Origin of the sequence: Streptomyces sp. NPDC008238 (assembly GCF_042956445.1) — a bacterium.
Lineage (GTDB): Bacteria > Actinomycetota > Actinomycetes > Streptomycetales > Streptomycetaceae > Actinacidiphila.
The window spans coordinates 12,404-30,678 of sequence record NZ_JBIBGK010000049.1 but is presented as its reverse complement, the minus strand read 5'-3'; the positions used below and the strand labels follow the sequence as shown (position 1 = coordinate 30,678).

Sequence of the window (18,275 nt, the reverse complement as noted above, 5' to 3'; positions counted from 1 at the left end):
AGACGACACGACACACCATCCCTCCCGCCGAAGCACCAATCTCACGCCTGACCAGCGGAAACGCAGCTACCACCTTCGGAAAGACAACACCTTCTAAGAGAAGCGGTCCCGCCGCGGCCGGCAGGCAGGTGATCGGCGGGACCGCGATTGGGGCCTGCCTGACCACAGCTTGACACCGCACGGCCAGACGGGCGCCGGATCGGCTTTCTCATCAGCGACCAGGGAAGCGTTCCGTGATCTCTTGGAGCACCCAGCCGTTGCCGTCGGGGTCACTGAAGGAAGCGTAGGAGCTGTAGGTTGCGTGATCTGGGTGCGGTCCGGACAGGCGTCCCTGCCCCATACCGTCGTGGGTGACGGAGCCGGCCTCGTGACCGTGGTACAGCACCCCATCCGCGTCGTGGAATACCTCACTGACCTCGATACCGTGGCCGACGAGCTGAGCGCGGGCCTCCTCGATGCCGGAGACGATGAGGTATAGACCCTGGGTCGAGCCCGGGGTAGCTGCGGTCATGCCCTTGCCGAACATGATCGAGCAGTGGGAGCCGGGCGGCGTGAGATGCACTAGGCGGTAGTCATCGCTGAAAGTTTGGTCGACGTCCAAGCGGAACCCTGCCGCCTCGTAGAACGACTTGGCCCGATCCGCGTCGGAAACAGGCAGAACGATAACCTCTAGCTTCAGATCCATAGGAACTCCCACAGCCGGATGCAGTACGCATCATCCGGATAGGTCAGCGCAGTTCCCTGAGCGGCCTCGCCGTCCGGGCTGGTTGGCAAGGCCGCCCCTCCAGAGTGCGCCGCCTTCTTGTTCGCACCCGGGGGAGCAGCACCTCGGTCGCGAGCGGCACCGTTTTCCGGCCGGCCCCATCCGCAGGAGACGGCGGCCCTCGCGCGCAGCAGCACGTCGGGATGGCGTCGACGGCGTTGCTGCTGCGCTGTGGGATGGTCGGCGTGCCTGTCGTGGGCCGGGAGGTGGTCGCGTCCCGCTCGTCGGTACGGCGGTAAACCGGTAGAGAAGCAGCTCTCCGGGGGCGGCAGTCCGCCCGGCTCGGGATCCGACGACCGACGTGATGCGGACGCGGGCCAGGTATCGCCTCAGAGTTTGCGCGTGTCACGTGGCTCCGCGTAGGGCTCCTCATCAGGCGGGTGGCCGGCCTGGATGGCTCGGGCGCGTTCAAGTTCGGCGTTGAACTCCAGGCCGAGCAGGATGGCGATGTTGGAGATCCACAGCCAGACGAGAAAGATGATGATCGCGGCCAGGCTTCCGTATGCCTTGTTGTAGTTGGAGAAGTTCGCGACGTACAGTCCGAACAGGGCGGAGGCAACGATCCAGATGCCGACTGCGAGAAGACTCCCGGGGCTGACCCAGCGAAAGCGCCTCTTGACGTTCGGGGCGGCCCAGTACAGCAGGGCAAGCACCAGGCTGAACAAGATAATCAGAATGGGCCACTTGGCGATGTTCCAAGCGGTGATGGCAGCATCACCCAATCCCAGGACTTGCCCCGTCTTCCGTGCCAGAGATCCGGTGAAGACTACTCCGATTGCCATCGCGGCCAAGATCACAATGACGACCAGGGTGATGGCCACTCGGGTGGGCACCGTCTTCCATGCGGGCCTGCCCTCGCCGATGTCGTAGACGGCGTTGGCGGCCCGCATGAACGCCGCGACATAGCCCGAGGCGGCCCAGAGGGCGATCACAATGCCGATGATCAAAGCGAGGCCGGCTTTCCCCTGGCTGCTTTCAAGCTGACTCAGCATGCTGTTCAAGGTGTTCCGGACGGGACCCGGCGCCAAGGTGCCCACGTTGTCCATGAGGGGCTTGATGCTAGAGCTTCCGAAGAGGCCGACGATGGAGACCAGGGCAAGCAGAGCCGGGAAGATTGCGAGTACCCCGTAGTAGGTCAGGGCCGCTGCCCAGTCGGTGAGGTCGTCTGCCTTGAATTCCTTCACCGTGCGCGGCAGCGCAGCTCGCCACGATGACTTCGGCAGATCCGTGGGCTTCTGTGCGGGCTCCCGGGCGCTCGGAGCAGAGAGCCGTCCAGAGCCCTTACTCGTGTACCTTCCCATGTTTCACCGCCTTGATCGGCAGGTGCCCGGCGCCGCAGGCGAGGGGGCGTCCTTGTGCCCTATCTGGCCGCGGGGGCACAGTCATGCACTGCGCCTGAGGGCTCTCACGGTTCGGCTAACCGCCTCAAACTGACCAAAACCGCCGATGGCCGCCTCATGTGGTTCGCACGCCGCAGGGAAGCCTTGACGGGGATTTCAAAGACCCTCGGGCCGCCTCGCATCATTGCACCGGGTCGCTGCCCGGGCTGGCTCCGGAGACGGAGGACGTGGAGGTGACGGATGTGAAACGCAGCCGAGGCTCGACGTGCCCGTCCTGACCGGGATGCACGGGACGTACGCTCCCTGGCTGAGCCACTGCCGGGTATGCCGGCGATGAGGCCGCCATCCGGCACCGAAACCTTGGGTGCGCGACGAACGCGAGGCGCAGGAGTCAGAATCCCATGCACTGCGCCGGGGCCGGCCGCCGCATGGCCGACCTCCTCGGGCATCCTGCGTTCATAAATCCGTCGGCGGCCCGGATGACGATGCGCGCCGAGAGGTCATGGCTGCGCCGGCTGCTCGGTCCGCAGGTGCCGGGCTCGCCGTGACTGCGTCCAGCTGACCGATCCACAAATGATCGGGCGTGGCCGCGGTCCCGAGGTAGGGGAATGACGGCGCGGCCTCGCCCGGCGGGCGAAGCCGTGAACAGTATTCACGGCAAGCTGGGCTGGTCGGCCGCAGATTCACGGGCTCAGCCGCGGTCACGCCCTTGTCCACGCGATGGCCGCCGGCCGCTGGCAGGGAGGCGGCGAGCTGGACTCCTTTTGCGACTCAGCATCGCGCTTGGGGCAGCGTGGCTCGTTGTCGCGGGTGTCACTGCCTGAACAAGCGAATGCCTGTACCCATCCATCGGGCATGAGCGAAACGACCTCGGGTAGGCGGTTCGCAACGGGGACGTGGCGGCATCGAGAAGGGCAACCTAGGGACGAGGAACCGAATATGACGACCAAACGGCAAAGCGAAGAGCGGTCCGGTCAGGGCACCGACCCTCAGCACGACGGCAGTGAGGGTGACTCCTCGAGCACGTCGACGGACGTTAAGCCGGTGGAAGCTCTGCGGAAGGCTAGCGAGCAACTGTCGCTCATGCTTGGGCGTCCGCCCGAGGCAGTGTCGTCACTAACGCGAACCAAGGACGGCTGGTCCGCAGACGTCGAAGTCATGGAACTCGAACGGGTTCCGGACTCCACCAGCGTGCTGGCGACCTACACCGTAGTGCTCGACGCCGAGGGTGACCTTGTCGGATACGAGCGGGTTCGTCGCTACGCCCGGGGCCAAATCGATCGGTCCTGACGAGCCTCTCCGGGCACCTCAACGGGGCCGGCTGCCCGTCATAGGTGTCCGTGTCGAGCGTCCCCACACATGTACTCACACCCAAATCCCCGAAAGGGGGGATCGACCATGACTGTAGTGCCGCATCAGGGCGCTGCTCCCCGAGCGCAGAAGACCGACGGCGGTCTCTACGACATCCTCGAACTCATCCTCGACCGCGGCTTGGTGATCGACGCCTTCGTGCGCGTTTCCCTGGTTGGCATCGAGATTCTGCGCGTCGATGCGCGTGTGGTGGTGGCCAGCGTGGACACATATCTGCGGTTCGCTGAGGCCTGCAACCGGCTGGATCTGGAGAACAAGGGCGGCGTCGGCCTGCCCGACCTGGTCGGTGACACCGTCGAGAAGGGCGCACGTGGCAAGAGTCGCGGTGCGCTGACTGGTGCACTGGAAACGCTGACCGACTCGTTCAAGCAGGGACGCGACGATGAGTCGGCGCAGGAGGAGCGGCCTCGCGCGCGGCGTAGCACCAGCAGCACCGCCTCCCGCCGGAAGGAGGAGTCCTAGTCCATGAGCGTGTACGTGTACGCGATCACAGAGAAGGCGCACCCTCTAGTGCTCGACGGCCTCACGGGCGTGGGCGAGGAGCCGGCGCCGTTGCGTGTCGTGCGAAGTGGCAAGGTCGTCGCCGTGATCGGCGATGCGCCGGAACATCTGCGACCCAAGCGCCGGGACCTGAAGGCCCACCAGGAGGTGCTGCAATCGCTGACGGCCGACGGGGCGGTACTGCCCATGCGGTTTGGGCTGCTGGCGCCCGATGAGGCCTCCATCGAAGCGGAGTTGGAAACACGTCAGGAAAACTACCTGGAGCGTCTGGAGAAGCTGCGAGACCGGGTGGAATTCAACGTCAAGGCTGTCCAAGACGAGGACGCCGCGCTGCGCGCTGTACTGACGGCAAGCCCTGATCTGCAGCGGTTGAACGAGCGCACTCGCAGCGGAGGAAGTCACGATGACCGCCTGGCGCTGGGAGAGGCCGTCGCGACCGGCCTGCAGGCCTACCAGCTCCAGCTAGGCGGCGAGATGGCGGGGGCCCTGCGGCCGCTGTCCGCGAGCGAGGTCGTGTCGGAAGCCACGGGGGAAGCGTTCGCGAATGTTAGCTTCCTGGTGGACCGCGAGCGCGTGGACGAGTTCCAGGATTCAGCAGACAAGCTTGCTCGAGACTTCGGACGCGGCGTGGACATTCGGGTCACCGGGCCCCTGCCTCCCTACAGCTTCGTGTAGGTGATGCAGCCGTGGGTCTGCTCACTGGTTTGCTCACCTTGCCCGTAGCGCCGCTACGTGGCGTGACCTGGGTGCTTGACCAAGTGGTGGCGGAAGCGCAACGGCAGCACCGCGATCCGTCCGTGGTCGAGCGGGAGCTGGCCGAACTGGAGAAGCAACTGCTGGCGGGACGGATCTCGGAAGAAGAGTTCGACCGCCGCGAGGACGAATTGCTGGACCGCCTGGAAGCTCTGCGGGACGCAACGGAACCTTCTGGCTTCGGGCAGGTACGGCCCCCGAACGGATGAGGAAGTAAACGACGTGAACACCAAGACCCAAATCGCCGCCGCTTTCGCCGGCGGGTATCTCGTCGGCCGGGCGCGTAAGGCCAAGATGGCGCTCGCGGCCGCCATGTGGCTGAGCAAAAGGACGCCGCTGAGCCTGGATCAGATGCAGCAGCGGGTCAAGCACATACCGGGCCTGACCGGGGTCAGCGAGCGCCTGCACCCGGACATGCTGAAGGCGGCGGCGAGCGGCACCGCTGAGACCGTGACACACGGAGGTGGCCGGCTGTCCGGCGCTCTGGGCAGGGCTGCCAAGGCCCTTCATTCCGGAGATGCTGCCGACGCGGGCCAGCCTGCGGCAGCGAAGGCCAAGGGGCCCGGTTCGCGGGCTGAGGCACCTGACGGAGCCGACGACGATGTTGAGGGCAAGCAGTCGGAGAAGCCGACGTCCCGGCCTCGTCGTAAGACGGCCAGCACGCAGGGCAAGTCCGCCGCCCGGGAGACCGCCGGCACGGCCCGGACTGCGGCAGGCGGCGCGGCCAAGAAGGCACCTGCTCCCCGCAAGCGCGCCAGCAGCGCCTCCCGCTCGAACCGAAAGTCGGCCAGCGGGAGCGAGGACGATGGCTGACCGCCACATTCGGCTTCGGCAAGACGGCGGCCGGCACCAGGCGGTCGAGGGCTTGCAGCAGGCAATTGAGCAGTACCTGTTGGCATGGTTGCATCGGGTACTCGTCGCTGCGGGCCAACGCCTGGGCTCAGTGAGCGTACGAGTGGAAAACGATCCTGCAGCTACCCTGAACGTTCTAGCTCAAGGCGGCCGCAAGCTGTCGGAAGGTAAGAGCCCTGCTCGGGTGATCCTGGAATTGACTGGCGAAGCAACCAAGTCCCACTTGCGTAAGCGGCTGAGCGCGCTGACCCCCGGCCGTGGCCGCGCTGCCAAGACGCTGACCATCATCGCGTCCATCGACGTTGGCGTCCCTCTTGCAGTGGCATACGACCAGTGGGCCCAAGTCGACGAGTACGGTCTGTGGGCGGAGGGTGTCAAGACCGTGGAAACGGCCGACGACACAACGATTCACTGGAAGGGCCGCCTCCTGGGCATCCGCGGCGGCCGCCCGATGAAGATCAGCGAAAAGGTCATCGACCGGCGGATCGCCTGGACCAGCGGCGAGACCCGGTATGTCAGTCAAGCGGTCGCAACCTTTCACCCTCTGGCCGATGACCTCACAAAGGTGGTCCTCACTCTTGTCTATGCTCCGCGCGGCCTGACGGAGAAGGCGGCGGCACTGTGCCGGATCCCCGTTCGTCAAGCTCACCGCGACCTGATGCTGTTCGCCCGGTATGTAACGCTTCAGCATGCTGCCCTCGGTGACGAAAAGCCTCCCGTACTTCTGCATGAAGCCAGCGCCGAGGGCGAGACGTACGAAGACGAGGACGGCGGCGAGGACGACGAGCCCGAGGGGGAAGCCCACGGCTCCCAGTCCGCGCCCGGCACCGGCCGCTAAGCCTGCGAACGAAGGACCCCGTGATGAGTCACCCGGTATACGCACCCTCCGCGCAAGGCGGCTCGGCCAACCTTGCCGACATCTTGGAACGTGTGCTGGACAAAGGCGTGGTCATCGCCGGCGACATCAAGATAAACCTGCTCGACATCGAGTTGTTGACCATCAAGCTGCGCCTGCTGGTGGTCTCGGTGGACAAGGCGCGAGAGATGGGCATCGACTGGTGGGAACACGACCCCTCCCTCTCCTCCCGGGCCCACACATCCGCGATCAAGAGCGACCGGGAGAGCCGCACTTTGCAGCAGGAGAACGAAGCGCTGCGGGCCCAGCTGGAGAGCCTGCAAGGCACGGGCAAGGAAAGGCTTCACGATGAGGCCGAAGGGGGCGCTGATCGATGATGACAGCCCTGTACAGCTACGCGGTGCTGCTGCCCTTCGCCGGACAAGATCAGGCCCTGGAAAACCTGCAAGGCGTCGCGGACTGCCCAGTGCACATCGTTTACACCACGGGTTTGGCAGTAGCGGTCAGCCCTGTCCCCGTGGCCGACTTCGATGCCGAGGCTCTCAAGCGGCACCTGGAGGACCTGCCTTGGCTGGAGGCTACCGCCCGCGCCCACCACCGCGTTGTCGAGGCACTGGCTCGACACACCACCGTCCTCCCGCTTCGACTGGCCACCATCCATCGGGACGAAGAGCGGCTTGCGGCGTTGTTCGCCCAAAAGCATCAGGCGTTCACCGACTCGCTGGCCATGTTGGCCGGCCAGCTGGAGTGGGGCGTGAAGATCTACGCTCTACCGGCCAGACAGGGGCCGGCCCAGCCCGCGGCGCCGGGAACGAGCCCCGGCAAGGCCTACCTCCTTCAGCGCCGTGCCCAGCGGCAGCACGCTGAAAGCACCGAGCAGCAAGCACTGGCCCTGGCCGACCGCATCAACGCCGACCTCGCAACCCTGGTTACCGCTTCACGCCAGCACCGTCCCCAGGCAGGACAACTCGCCGAAGGCCCCGGGGTCAATGTCGCGAACACCGCGTACCTGGTGCACCGAGAGAAGTCGGGAGCATTCGCCTCACTGGTCAAGCAGGCCGCAGGGGCCGCCCCCGACGTACGTGTCGAGCTCACTGGGCCCTGGGCACCTTACTCCTTCATCGGCACCGGAGAACCGTCGTGAACGAGACGTCAACCATGCCCAGCACGCCCCTCCATGAAAGGCAGATCGCGCTCATCGACCTGCTGGACCGACTATTGGCCGGCGGTGTCGTCCTCACGGGAGATCTGACTCTCGCCATCGCCGATGTCGACCTGGTCCATATTTCCCTGCGCGCGCTGATCACGTCGGTCGAAGCCCATCTGCCGGCGCAGATCCCGACCGCAGAGGCCCCCTCATCATGACCGATCCCGCAATTCGTGATGCCGATCCCGCTTTGCGTGATGAGCAGCAGGGCCGCGAGGCCTCCTCAGTGCTGCACCAACGACTGCAGCTGGATCACGACACCGTTGAGCGTGACCTGGTCAAACTTGTACTCACCGTGGTGGAGCTGCTGCGCCAGCTCATGGAGCGGCAGGCCCTGCGGCGCGTCGACCAAGGTGATCTCACCGGTGACGAAGAGGAACGCGTGGGACTTACCCTGATGATCCTCGAGGAGCGCATGGCCGATCTGCGTGAGCACTTTGGGCTGAGGCCGCAGGACCTCAACATCGATCTAGGTCCACTAGGCCCGTTGCTTCCCCCGCAGTGACTTCGCATACGGACGCACATCCTCCCGTGCCGCAGAGTGCTGTGACTGCCGATCGCCGTGGCATAACGCCATGCCGCGACTGATGGAAGCCGGGCCTCCCGAAAGGCGTCGATGGCGACGGCGCCACATCCCGGAGCGTCGTCAAAGCCCACGCGTCCAGAGGCGGGTCATGGCCTGCGTCGGTCGGATGCACGGTGATGAGGGTGTTGCAGGCGCCAACGCCACCGCAAGGCCCATTCCGCAGCACCCAGGCCGGCACACTCACGAGCCTGAAGAGCGCGGTGTTCCACGCACGTTCAGTCCTGAGGCACCATCTGCTCGGGTAGCCGCGCCAGGATGCGTGTCAGCAGCCTCGAAACGTGCATCTGGCACACACCCAGCTCTTGTCCGATCTGTTTTTGCGTCATGGCTTGCCCGAAACGCATGTCGATGATTTTGCGGTCACGGTCAGGGAGTTCGGCGAGCAACGGCTTGAGGGCGTGCAGGTCCTCGACCTTGCCGTAACGGGGCTCCTCGTATCCGAAGCGCTCGGCCCAGGCGGTCCCAGAGTCTGGACTCTCCTCAGGCGGCGGAGCGTCGAGCGAGACAGCCGAGTAGGCGTTGCCGGCTAGCATCGCTTCCAGCACTTGGTCCTCGGTGACGTCCATGCGCTGAGCCACTTCCGCAACGGTGGGCAGACGGTCGAGCTCCGCAGCCAACACATCCGTTGTCTTGACCAGGTCAAGTCGTTGTTCCTGCAGACGGCGCGGGACATGCACCGACCAACTGGTGTCGCGAAAGAAGCGCTTCATCTCTCCCACGATGGTGGGCAAAGCGAACGTGACGAACTCGGCCCCATAGTCGGGATCGAACCGATCGACCGCCTTGATGAGCCCGATCGTCCTGACCTGCAGGATGTCGTCCATGTGATCAGCACGTTGAGAGAACCGCCGTGCCGCGAAACGCACCAACGACATTGAACTGCGAGACGGGCGAACAGCACCCTAGACATGTGCCTGACCTGCGCAATCGAGCGCGTTCCTTCAGCTACTGCGACTGGCTGCTTCTGGATCTCAAGGGCAAGGCCATCCGGCGTGGCAACTGTGCTGTCCTCACCCGCATACGACGCAAACGTCATCCCAGCGTCCCTCCACGTGCGGAGCGTGCAGCGTTCAATCCGCCTACCCCCGCTCCGCAGAGGGCATGAGCGAGTGGCAGCAGCGAATCCAAGGGGTGCTGGCATCCGTAGTCAAGGTGGTGCGGCAAGCCCCGGGGTAGGCCCCAAACGCTAGCCCAGGTCGGGCCTGGACTCGCACGAACGACGTCTTTCCGCCTCAGGCACACAGCACACAGGGCATCCGATGCGCCCGCCAAGACGCCCCCGGGCGCCCGGGTGCTGAACGCAGGCATGACCGTCCGCGCAGAGCCAGCTTGTGTATTGATGCCGAGACCACCGGACCTACAGGAGTCCGCCGGCCCACTTGAAGGCACCCGAGGTACTGGCGGCGGGCTATGGGGAAAGGCGGCCCTTGCTTCCGGTAAGGAGTTGTTCACTGGCGGGGAGCCGGACGCCAAGTGGCGAGGCCGTCTAATCGCTTGCCCAGCCGGATCGGCGACGACACACGTGAAGATTACTTCACGACACTCGCACATAACGTCCAGATACTAGTTCCCTCACCCAGGCCAGGCGCAACGCAGTGCATGCCATCACGGCGGCTACGGAGAGTAAGGCGATCATGGACAGACTCATCAGCCGACTTCCCATGCGTCTTTGCACAGACGGCGGGCCGAGCGTCGACCTTAAGGTCAGCTGTTACTACAGCGCCGATGATCCATACGCGGTCAAGATGAACTTCGGACGCGTCGGTGACGCCGAGGAGGCTGTATGGGTGGTCTCCCGAGAACTGCTCATGGTGGGCTTGCAGGCACGCGCCGGTCTGGGTGACACGTTCATAAGGCCGTGGGATGACGGCCATACACTCATCACTTTGTTGGGGGACACCGGTAGGGCGCTACTGCGTACGCCCACTCGGGAACTGTCCGCGTTTCTCGCCGCAACCGCCCAACTCGTGCCGGTAGGAACTGAGAGCACTCGCATCGATTGGGACGCCTGGATCGGCCACATCTTGTCCGCGTAGAACCGCGCCAAAAGTTGGGTGTCCGTTCGGCGGTACGCCTCACGAGCTCATGCCAGGGGGCGCGCTGTTGCTGTGTCAAGAAGGCATTACCAAGATGCGAGACAAGCTAGGCTGGCGGGCCCTCGGGCGGAAGGCGGCAAGGGCTCACCAGCCTTCCGTGCACCGATGCAACCTTTCAATGATCTACGGGCCAAGGCGACAACTGGCGGCAGAATACGAGTGGCGCTCTGCTGACCTCGGCGGGCTTCACCATGCTGGTGGCGCATTCTGGCGTCGAGGGTATAGGCCACGCCCGCCGCACCGGCGTCGGCACTACCCTCACAGACCTCGCCATGGGAGTGCTTTCCGTGCCGCCGGATCCCGGTCGGATATCTACTGAACCCCGTAAAGAGAGCATGTTGGCGGCCTAGTGGGGGCCGCGGCCGCGGCCAGTGGGCGTGGGTGCTTCGCGCCTTAGTAGCGCGTTGGGCCCTTTTGTTCGTCGTTAGCCGAACGTGCCCCGCTTTCTGCACTCGCGAGGTATCCAGCGGGAAAACCTTCGGACTCCGCCAATCCGCGTCGGCTCAGGTGTCGTCTCGTTGGCGGCTCTCGTCGGCTGTGGCGGAACGCTGCTTGGTATCGGCGAGCTCTTGCTCGGGCGGCGCATCCGGTTCGCCGGTCACGCGCTCAAGAGGGCTGTCGCTAGGTTGTGCTGCTTCGCGCTTCTTGTCGTCCGGCTGCTTCATGAGACGCTCCAATGTGTCTGTCGTACTGACTTCGGTTAGCTGAGACATACGGGCCTGATGCTCCCCCGATCATCGTGCTGGCCCGTTTGTCTGCTGGGAGCCGCTCCAGCCGCCGGTGTGGTTTTTGGCTGTGCCCTGGTTTCGGTCGAGGCGACTGCCGGGACGCATCGATGCTGCGGCGAGCGCGAGGATGAGGCCGATCACGCCGACGATCACGTTGTTGGTGATGGTGCGGGTTGTGCTGACGTCGCCGGCGACGCACCAGGGCGAGATGACCACCCAGAGGGCGATGATGGCGGCTGCCCAGGCCTTGGAATGGGTGCGGTCGAAGCCTCGTCCCACGCCACCCATGAACAGCGCGTAGGCAATGCCTGCGATGAGCGTGCTGACCGTGATCGACGACAAACCGTTGAAGCCCACGATCCACGGTGAAGCAGCCAGGTACGTGCCGGTGACCAGTCCCATGGCCTCCGTCGCCTGGCCCCGGTTGGTGGCGGTCGCCCGCTCGTAGTCGTCCCGAAGTTCCAGCAGATCAGGATGCTGCTCGATACCAGGTCGTGTATGAGTCATCCGGACCATCTCCCGTCAAATTCCTGGTGGTGGCTACCCTCGCGGCAGTCGAATAGCCGCCGATCGGGGCCCAGTGGGGAGGGGGCCCCGATCTACTAGGGCGCCGATTGCCGAGGGGCGGATGGCCCTTCGGGGAGTCACCGTACGGGCAGGCTTGCGGCGCTCCGCGAGGTCGCCTTACCGCTCGGAAGCCGCCGAAACCCCCCGTGTCCTCATACCGCGTTGCCGCAGTTCAACGGTGCGCCGTCTTCGGAGCTCGACGAGTTCCCACGCGGCGCAGCCCGCTTCGCGGGTGGCCTCTTGGGCCGGCCCGGAGCCGCGTGGAGCACGCATCCCTTGGCGACGGAAACAGACGCCGGGCCGCAGTCCCTGGGATGCCTGTGAACGTATGGCCACCAATGAGCCGTCCGTCGTCGTCAATCCACCCGCAGGCGGCCGCAGACGATCAACGGGACGTACTACGGGAGTGCCCGCGACATGAAGGAACTGGAGCATTTCCTGTGGCTCCCGGGTTCGATCCCGCATGGTTCGACTTCGCCGATCCCGACTTGATCGACTGGCGCGGGGGCGGGGCCGACGTATGGTGACCGAGCGGGCGGCCCCGCGGGTGAGGCACTGGCTCGGCGCCGAAGGCATGCCCCGCCGCTACGCCGACTACCTGGCCGCCGACGGCTTCACCACCCTGAACATCATCTCCTCCATCGGCGCCTTCCACCCCGCGATCGCCGCGATGGACCAGGAGCTCAACGCCGGCCGCCGCGACGTGATCGAACCCGGCAAGGGGGTCGCGAAACCGCTCGGCGAGGGGGATCAGAGGTGAAACGACGGCCTCCCCACGCTGGGTCCGGCGCAACGACGGCCGCCGACGGCTTCGCCGAATGCGAAGACTTCCTTTCCTGGCACGCGGAGATCAACGACGCCCAGGCCGCTGCCAGGGGCTACGCCGACCGCATGCCCTGGCTGACCACCTGCCAGCGGCACGAGGTCGTATGTCTCTATGTCGCCGACCGCGTCAGCCTTGTCCGCGAAATGCGCACACGCATCACGGAACGCAACAGCACGCTGCACAGCGAGTACAGCAGACGCTGGGTGCCGGGCCAGCATCCGTCGCACTACGCGCCGCGCGCTCCGGTCGTCCTTGTCGAGCTGGAGAAGGTCGTCGCCGAGGCGGAGTTGGCGCAGGAACGGGGGGCACCGGGTCGGCGTCTTTCTTCCTGCCGCCTTCGCCGGTGCTGGGGTGAAGGCGCACGCGGTGGTGGCGGTCCCCGGTTCGATGGCCGCCTACGCGCGCGGGCTGTACAAGTTCCTGCGCGAGCTCGACCAGCAAGGGTGCGACCTCATCGTCGCGTCACTGCCGGCGGAGCAGGGGCTCGGACTGGCGATCGCCAACCGGCTCCGCCGCGCCGCGGGGCCCCGGACCACCCTGTGACCCGGGCCTCCGCCGCTCTCTTACTGTTCCTGGGTGCGGGGGCCTGGCGGATTCGTGGGTTCGGCTGAGCTTCCACCGTTCTGGCAGGCCGGGCACAGGTCGTGCCGCCCGTCGTCGGTGACGACCGTTCCCCATCCCCGGCACACCTCGCAGGCCGCGGCCCGCGCCAGGTCGGCGCGAGGGGCGGTGCTGGGCGCGTGGTCGGCTCCGTGAGCCATCGAGTGGGGCCCTTCGGGGGTGATCGAGCGGTGAACCTGGTGGGTGTTCCCTTCCACGTATACGGGTCTCCTCCGACCAGGGCAAATCACGTCGGGGGGGTGCCTCTATGTCTTTGGTCAAGGCGCCCCTGTCGGGTTTGGGGTGGTTGGGGCTTGCCGGGGTTATGCGGCGAGTTCGACGTTGTCGGGTGTGCGGGGTTGGTAGAAGGTGCCGTCGCGGAGCATGGCGAACAGGACGCTGATGCGGTGGCGGGCGAGGCGGAGGAGGGCTTGGGTGTGGGTTTTGCCGCGGGCCCGGCATTTGTCGTAGTAGGTGCGGGATGCGGAGTCGTGCAGGGCGGCGAACGCGGACAGGAACATCGCGCGTTTGAGTTGCCGGTTGCCGCTTCGGGGGGCGTGTTCGCCGTGGATCGAGGTCCCGGACGACTTGGTGGCCGGGGCGAGGCCGGCGTAGGAGGCCAGGTGGGCGGCGCTCGGGAACGAGCTGCCGTCGCCGACGGTGACCAGGAGGACTGCGGCGGTCCTGACGCCGACGCCGGGCAGCGACGTCAGGACCTGGGAAAGAGGGTGAGCCTCCAGCAGGGTGTTGATCTGTGCTTCCAGGGCCCGGCGCTGTTCATGGACGGCCGCGAGCGAGCGGGCCAGGGAGGGGACCACGATGTCGAGGGTGCCGGTGCCAGGGACGACGACGGTCTGCTCGTCGAGCGCGTCGAAGACGTCGTCGATGAGCCGGGTGGCCATGCGCGGGGCCTTCGGTCGGATCAGCTCGACGAGTCTGCGGCGGCCGGCTTTGCGCAGGGCGGCCGGGGACCCGTGGCGTTCCAGGAGCCAGGTGACGGCCTAGTGGTCGAGACGGGGCCCGAGGACGCGCTCGAGGGAGGGGTGGAACTGGGTGAGCAGGCCGCGGATGCGGTTGGAGGTGCGGGTGGCTTCGGCGGCGAGGTCCTGGTCGAAGCCCACCAGCACGGTGAGCTCGGCGGTGATGGCGTCGGTCAGTTCCAGCGAGCGCAGGGTGTGCGGCATGGTGCGGGCGGCGTCCGCGATCACCGCGGCGTCCTTCGCGTCGGTCTTGGCTTCGCCCGGGTAGAGGTCGGCGATCCGCCGCATGGCAAGGCCCGGCAGGTAGGCGACCTGACAGCCGGCATCGCGCGCGACCGCGAGCGGGAGGGCGCCGATCGAGGCGGGCTGGTCCACCACCACGAGGACCGTGCCGAACTTGTCGCGCAGCTTGTCGAACACGGCCCGCAGCTTCGGCTCGCTGTTGGGCAGCGGCTTGTCGAAAACCTTCTTCCCGGCCGGGGTCAGCCCATGGCCGTGATGCGTGCTCTTGCCGACGTCCAGGCCAAGGAAGACGCCCACACCGTCAGTGTCGATCACCGTGCCCCCACTCGTTCGTTGAGTGCTGACCTGGGCGTCGGGGCCGTTCTCGCGCATCCACGTTATGCAGACCTGCCGCCCGCGAACGACTAGGCATTGCGCCCGGTCAGGCGGCGGTCGGACCTCTCATCAGCGTCTCCGACGGCACCCCTCGGGCCCGGTGACACCACCCCCCAGGTCATCCGTTCGACAGGGGGACACAGTCATACCGGGCCCGGAGGCCAGCGGCCCTCTTGCAGGACCGCGAAAAACATAACGGGGGCAGCCACGGCCGGGGTGGTCAGGACGCGGCAGGGACCGCCGCATCGATGCCGCGAGAGGCGACAAGCTGTGCGCTGCCGTCGGCCAGCCGGTAGGACAGCCCCACCACACCGAGGCGGTCGGCGGTCACCCGCTCAGCCAGGACGCGGGAGCGTTCGAGCAGCAGGTCCACGGTGTGCTCGATGTGCTCGGCAAGGACCTCGTCGGCCGTCTCGCGTACGGCGGCTCGGGCTGCCAGCACGCTCTGGGTCACCCGTCCGACAACATCACGGACGAAGCCGCCGGGCACCCTGCCACCGTCGGCTGTGGCACGGGCGGCTGCGATGGACCGGAGCCGATCACGTCCTGCGAGTTTTCAACACCGTCGCCGACGCCGAGGCCGCCCTGAACAGCTTGATGAGGATCTTCGCTAACGGCCAGCCCCGCTCTCGGTTCCCCACTTGGTTGCTCGTGCGTCGAAGGCCAGCCGTAGTTGTCTACAGGCCGAAGGAGCCGCCTTCGATGAGGATGAGCAGGCCGATGGCGATCAGGACAACGGGGAGCAGGATGTGGCCCCAGCGGCTGAGGGCCTTGGCGATCACTGGGCGGGTGGCGAAGAAGCGGCCTGCGAGGCACCACAGGGCGACCAGGGCGAGGAAGACAAACACGTAGACGCTCATGCCGACGACGCCGGCGGTGGCGAAGACGGGGACGTAGACGCCGATGTTGTCGCCGCCGTTGGCGAAGGTGACGGCGGCGACCTCCAGGGCCTTCGGCCCGCCCTCGGCCGTCTCCTGCTCGTCGTCCTCGTCGTCGCGGTGCTTCCACGCTTGCCAGGCCGCCTTGAGACCGAGGGCAAGCGGCAGCAGGCCGAGGTAGGGAATCGCCGACTTGGGCAGGAAGGTGGCCCCGAACGCGGCGGCGACGGCGACGGCGAGGATGGCGGCGAAGCCGAGGTACTGGCCGATGACGATCCGGCGCGCGGAGCCGGGGCGTCCGGCGCCCTGGGCGAAGAACAGGGACAGGATCAGGATGTCGTCGATGTTGGTGACGGCGAACAGACCGACGGCCTGCCCGACGATGCCCAGGTTCACGAGTTGGTGCCCTTCTTCCTCAGCGCGAGTGTCCCGGTGACGCTACCGGGATCCAGGCCGAGCACCCCAGGGTGGGGAGATCAACTGAGGAAGCCGAGCGGGGGGGTGGGGATATTCAAGGAGCCTCATCAAGCTGACCCACGCTGCATGCATCCACCCCCTGTGTGGCCGCCGGCGACGGTAGGTAGTTGCCGCTGCGCATGACGGCTCTGGCGGCCGTCCACACCCGCCCGTACAGGCGAGTCACCCTGGATGGCGACCCCCAGGGTTGCGGTCGTCGGCGACGTGGGAGGGCGTGCAGGGCCGTTCGCCAACGCCGTTGCGCGGCGCCATGGCGGGCCTGGTCGAAACGCAGCCCCGACCCCAGTGGGCGACCCCGGGTGGCGAGCCGCGCAGGGGGCGATGCGGCCGACCGCCGGGGAGGCGGCCCTAGCCCGTCCGACCGCGGTCCTCTGCGGGTTTGGATCTTCCCGCCGTGTCTTCCGTCGGCCTGGGTGATTCCTGAGGCTTGACGGAGGCATTCGGGCCCTTGAGCAGGCGACCTATCCCGGTCAGCACCGTCACCGCATCGGCCGCCGGATGGCGCGGCGGTCCGGGTGGTCCGGGTTTTCGCGCCGGTCGGCGGCACAGGGCACCACCCGCGCTGCCTCCAGGCCGACCAAGTGCTTGACGTGTCAATAAAAAAAGAAGATGCTTGACGTGTCAATCACTCCGGTGTCGCAAGGTGCCGGTCCCTACCTCAGGAGTGCCCCGTGTTCTTCGACAAGACCCGTGACGCCGCATCCGCCCAGGCACCCGCGCCCGCGTCCACAGGACGCAAGAAGGTGATCGGCGCCATGACCGGCCTCGCCGTCGCCGTCGCCCTGGCCGCTGTGGCGGTCCCGGCCGCGGCGCAGAGCCCGGAACCGCGCGTCGGGTCGTCCGGCCACACGGCCCACCACCAATACCTGTCGCCGCTGCAGGTCACCTCAGCGTTCTACGCCACCTACAACGGCGACCTGGCCGCAGGCTTCGACCGCTACATCTCCAAGGACCTGGTGCTCCACGGCTTCAACGGCCCGGAGGACCGCGAGGACTGGCTCAAGGGCGACCTCAACATCAAGGCCGGGCTGACCGGCTTCAAGATGACCGTCCTGGACCAGATCGTGGAGGGTGACAAGGTCGTCACCCGGTGGAGCTTCTCCGGCCGCCACACCGGGACAGTCTTCGGCATCCCCGCCTCCGGCCGTGACGTCCAGCTCAGCGGCATCTCCATCGACCGGGTCATACACGGCCAGTCCGTCGAGCACTGGTCGGAGGGGAACTTCGGCGTCTTCCTCGACGAGCTCCGCGGCGAGACGCCTCCCGGCACCGTCCACCCCAGCACCAAATAGCGCTGCGCGGCCAGCCTCACCAGACCCCGACGCGAGATTCGGCCTAAGCCTGGTGACAGACCTCCCCCGGGTGCAGCGCTCCCGGCATGCACCCGGGGGCCGGCTGCGGCATTACCAGCCCACCCGCACCCGCCCCACCCGCACACCGCACCGCCCAGGAGTACTTCAAATGACACCTCTTCTTGAGAACAAGATCGTGCTGATCACCGGCACCGGCGCGGGCATGGGCCGCGTCGCCGCCCAGGTGTTCGCCAGAGAAGGCGCCAAGGTCGTCGGAGCCGACATCCATCCCGACAGCAACGAGGAGACCGCCGAGCTCGTCCGCCGTGCGGGCGGCGAGATGACAGGCATCGCGCCGATCGACCTCACCGACCCCGACCAGGCACGACGCCTCGTCGACGACGCCGTGGCCGCCTACGGCGGACTCGACGTCGTCTACAACAACGCCGCCTCACTTCGCTTCGGCCCGCTGCCTGACTTCTCCGTCGAGGACTGGCACACCACCATCACCGGCGAACTCGACATCCCCTTCTTCGTCTCGGAATTCGCCTGGCCCCACCTGGTGCGCCGCGGCGGCGGCGTCATCATCAACGTCGCCTCCATGGCGGGCATGATCGCCGGCGCGAACCCCCCGATGGTCGGGCACACCGCGGCCAATGCCGGCGTCATCGGCATGACACGGCAACTCGCCCTGGAGGGCGCGCCCCACGGCATCCGTGCGGTGGCGATCAGCCCCGGCCCCGTTCTGACCCCCGCCAGTGACCGAGACCTCGGCGACAACCAGGCGATGCGGGACGCCATCACCAGCAAGACCCTCCTCAAGCGCTTCGCCCGGCCCGAGGAGATCGTCGAACTGGCCGCCTTTCTCGCCTCCGATCGGGCCTCTTACATCACCGGGGCCAACTACGCCGTCGACGGCGGTGCCAGCGCCTGGTGACTCTGCAAATGCGGTCCCACGGCGATCGCCCCCTGTCGGAATACGCC

20 protein-coding genes and 4 pseudogenes are annotated in these 18,275 nt (G+C 66.7%); 16 read left to right on the top strand and 8 right to left on the bottom strand.

Features of this window, described 5'->3' with window-relative positions:
• Window positions 1-211: 211 nt before the first annotated feature.
• Window positions 212-685: a VOC family protein gene (locus ACFZAU_RS40715; protein WP_500556417.1), complete on the bottom strand. Its 474-nt coding sequence runs from the start codon at window positions 683-685 to the stop codon at window positions 212-214.
• A 407-nt stretch (window positions 686-1,092) separates the two neighbouring features.
• A complete protein-coding gene (locus ACFZAU_RS40710) occupies window positions 1,093-1,947 on the bottom strand; it encodes a YihY/virulence factor BrkB family protein (RefSeq protein ID WP_500556416.1) in 855 nt (284 codons plus the stop codon).
• A 557-nt stretch (window positions 1,948-2,504) separates the two neighbouring features.
• Between ACFZAU_RS40710 and ACFZAU_RS40705 the strand changes: the two genes are divergently transcribed.
• The 11 genes from ACFZAU_RS40705 to ACFZAU_RS40655 all read left to right on the top strand — a co-directional run bounded on the left by ACFZAU_RS40705 (window position 2,505) and on the right by ACFZAU_RS40655 (window position 8,148).
• A complete protein-coding gene (locus ACFZAU_RS40705) occupies window positions 2,505-2,651 on the top strand; it encodes a hypothetical protein (RefSeq protein WP_500556415.1) in 147 nt (48 codons plus the stop codon).
• Between the two features lie 391 nt (window positions 2,652-3,042).
• Window positions 3,043-3,393, top strand: coding sequence for a gas vesicle protein GvpO (locus ACFZAU_RS40700; protein WP_500556414.1), 351 nt, complete (start codon window positions 3,043-3,045; stop codon window positions 3,391-3,393).
• A gap of 108 nt (window positions 3,394-3,501) precedes the next feature.
• Window positions 3,502-3,936, top strand: a complete 435-nt coding sequence (locus ACFZAU_RS40695) for a gas vesicle structural protein GvpA (RefSeq protein WP_500556413.1) — start codon at window positions 3,502-3,504, stop codon at window positions 3,934-3,936.
• A 3-nt stretch (window positions 3,937-3,939) separates the two neighbouring features.
• On the top strand, window positions 3,940-4,650 hold the full coding sequence (locus tag ACFZAU_RS40690) for a GvpL/GvpF family gas vesicle protein (protein WP_500556412.1): 711 nt from the start codon (window positions 3,940-3,942) through the stop codon (window positions 4,648-4,650).
• Between the two features lie 11 nt (window positions 4,651-4,661).
• Complete coding sequence (locus tag ACFZAU_RS40685; RefSeq protein WP_500556411.1) at window positions 4,662-4,937, top strand: gas vesicle protein GvpG; 276 nt, start codon at window positions 4,662-4,664, stop codon at window positions 4,935-4,937.
• 13 nt (window positions 4,938-4,950) lie between these two features.
• Window positions 4,951-5,541, top strand: a complete 591-nt coding sequence (locus tag ACFZAU_RS40680; RefSeq protein WP_500556410.1) for a hypothetical protein — start codon at window positions 4,951-4,953, stop codon at window positions 5,539-5,541.
• Window positions 5,534-6,418 (top strand): SRPBCC family protein, encoded by an 885-nt coding sequence (locus ACFZAU_RS40675; protein WP_500556409.1) that lies wholly within the window; start codon window positions 5,534-5,536, stop codon window positions 6,416-6,418. Before ACFZAU_RS40680 ends, ACFZAU_RS40675 begins: the two co-directional genes overlap by 8 nt.
• A 23-nt stretch (window positions 6,419-6,441) precedes the next feature.
• Entirely contained in the window at window positions 6,442-6,813 is a 372-nt protein-coding gene (locus ACFZAU_RS40670; protein ID WP_500556408.1) for a gas vesicle protein, read from the top strand.
• Window positions 6,810-7,580, top strand: a complete 771-nt coding sequence (locus ACFZAU_RS40665) for a GvpL/GvpF family gas vesicle protein (protein ID WP_500556407.1) — start codon at window positions 6,810-6,812, stop codon at window positions 7,578-7,580. The genes ACFZAU_RS40670 and ACFZAU_RS40665 overlap by 4 nt, the downstream gene beginning before the upstream one ends.
• Window positions 7,581-7,594: 14 nt before the next feature.
• Window positions 7,595-7,801: a gas vesicle protein gene (locus tag ACFZAU_RS40660; protein ID WP_500556418.1), complete on the top strand. Its 207-nt coding sequence runs from the start codon at window positions 7,595-7,597 to the stop codon at window positions 7,799-7,801.
• The gene (locus ACFZAU_RS40655; RefSeq protein ID WP_500556406.1) at window positions 7,798-8,148 is read left to right on the top strand and encodes a gas vesicle protein K; all 351 of its coding nucleotides are present in this window, start codon (window positions 7,798-7,800) and stop codon (window positions 8,146-8,148) included. The genes ACFZAU_RS40660 and ACFZAU_RS40655 overlap by 4 nt, the downstream gene beginning before the upstream one ends.
• A 296-nt stretch (window positions 8,149-8,444) precedes the next feature.
• Here the strand turns inward: ACFZAU_RS40655 and ACFZAU_RS40650 are convergent, their stop codons facing one another.
• Window positions 8,445-9,053: a SigB/SigF/SigG family RNA polymerase sigma factor gene (locus ACFZAU_RS40650; RefSeq protein WP_500556405.1), complete on the bottom strand. Its 609-nt coding sequence runs from the start codon at window positions 9,051-9,053 to the stop codon at window positions 8,445-8,447.
• Window positions 9,054-9,863: 810 nt separating this feature from the next.
• Here ACFZAU_RS40650 and ACFZAU_RS40645 point away from each other — a divergent pair.
• Entirely contained in the window at window positions 9,864-10,265 is a 402-nt protein-coding gene (locus tag ACFZAU_RS40645; protein ID WP_500556404.1) for an SsgA family sporulation/cell division regulator, read from the top strand.
• Between the two features lie 563 nt (window positions 10,266-10,828).
• Here the strand turns inward: ACFZAU_RS40645 and ACFZAU_RS40640 are convergent.
• Both ACFZAU_RS40640 and ACFZAU_RS40635 read right to left on the bottom strand, forming a co-directional pair.
• Entirely contained in the window at window positions 10,829-10,990 is a 162-nt protein-coding gene (locus ACFZAU_RS40640) for a hypothetical protein (protein WP_500556403.1), read from the bottom strand.
• 69 nt (window positions 10,991-11,059) lie between these two features.
• Complete coding sequence (locus ACFZAU_RS40635; RefSeq protein WP_500556402.1) at window positions 11,060-11,560, bottom strand: SPW repeat protein; 501 nt, start codon at window positions 11,558-11,560, stop codon at window positions 11,060-11,062.
• Between the two features lie 607 nt (window positions 11,561-12,167).
• Here ACFZAU_RS40635 and ACFZAU_RS40630 point away from each other — a divergent pair.
• Both ACFZAU_RS40630 and ACFZAU_RS40625 read left to right on the top strand, forming a co-directional pair.
• Window positions 12,168-12,380, top strand: a pseudogene (locus tag ACFZAU_RS40630) (aa3-type cytochrome oxidase subunit I); the annotation flags it as partial.
• A 131-nt stretch (window positions 12,381-12,511) separates the two neighbouring features.
• Window positions 12,512-12,989 (top strand): annotated as a pseudogene (locus ACFZAU_RS40625) (Sua5 family C-terminal domain-containing protein).
• A 380-nt stretch (window positions 12,990-13,369) separates the two neighbouring features.
• Here the strand turns inward: ACFZAU_RS40625 and ACFZAU_RS40620 are convergent.
• From ACFZAU_RS40620 to ACFZAU_RS40610, 3 genes and pseudogenes are all read right to left on the bottom strand, one after another.
• Window positions 13,370-14,584: pseudogene (locus ACFZAU_RS40620) on the bottom strand (IS110 family RNA-guided transposase).
• A 280-nt stretch (window positions 14,585-14,864) separates the two neighbouring features.
• Window positions 14,865-15,140, bottom strand: a pseudogene (locus ACFZAU_RS40615) (carbonic anhydrase); the annotation flags it as partial.
• Window positions 15,141-15,321: 181 nt separating this feature from the next.
• Window positions 15,322-15,918 carry a cadmium resistance transporter gene (locus tag ACFZAU_RS40610; RefSeq protein ID WP_500556401.1) on the bottom strand — a complete coding sequence of 199 codons (597 nt, stop codon included), beginning with the start codon at window positions 15,916-15,918 and terminating at the stop codon, window positions 15,322-15,324.
• A 752-nt stretch (window positions 15,919-16,670) separates the two neighbouring features.
• Between ACFZAU_RS40610 and ACFZAU_RS40605 the strand changes: the two genes are divergently transcribed.
• Both ACFZAU_RS40605 and ACFZAU_RS40600 read left to right on the top strand, forming a co-directional pair.
• Window positions 16,671-17,291: an ester cyclase gene (locus ACFZAU_RS40605; protein WP_500556400.1), complete on the top strand. Its 621-nt coding sequence runs from the start codon at window positions 16,671-16,673 to the stop codon at window positions 17,289-17,291.
• 169 nt (window positions 17,292-17,460) lie between these two features.
• Complete coding sequence (locus tag ACFZAU_RS40600) at window positions 17,461-18,228, top strand: SDR family NAD(P)-dependent oxidoreductase (protein ID WP_500556399.1); 768 nt, start codon at window positions 17,461-17,463, stop codon at window positions 18,226-18,228.
• Window positions 18,229-18,275: the final 47 nt, after the last annotated feature.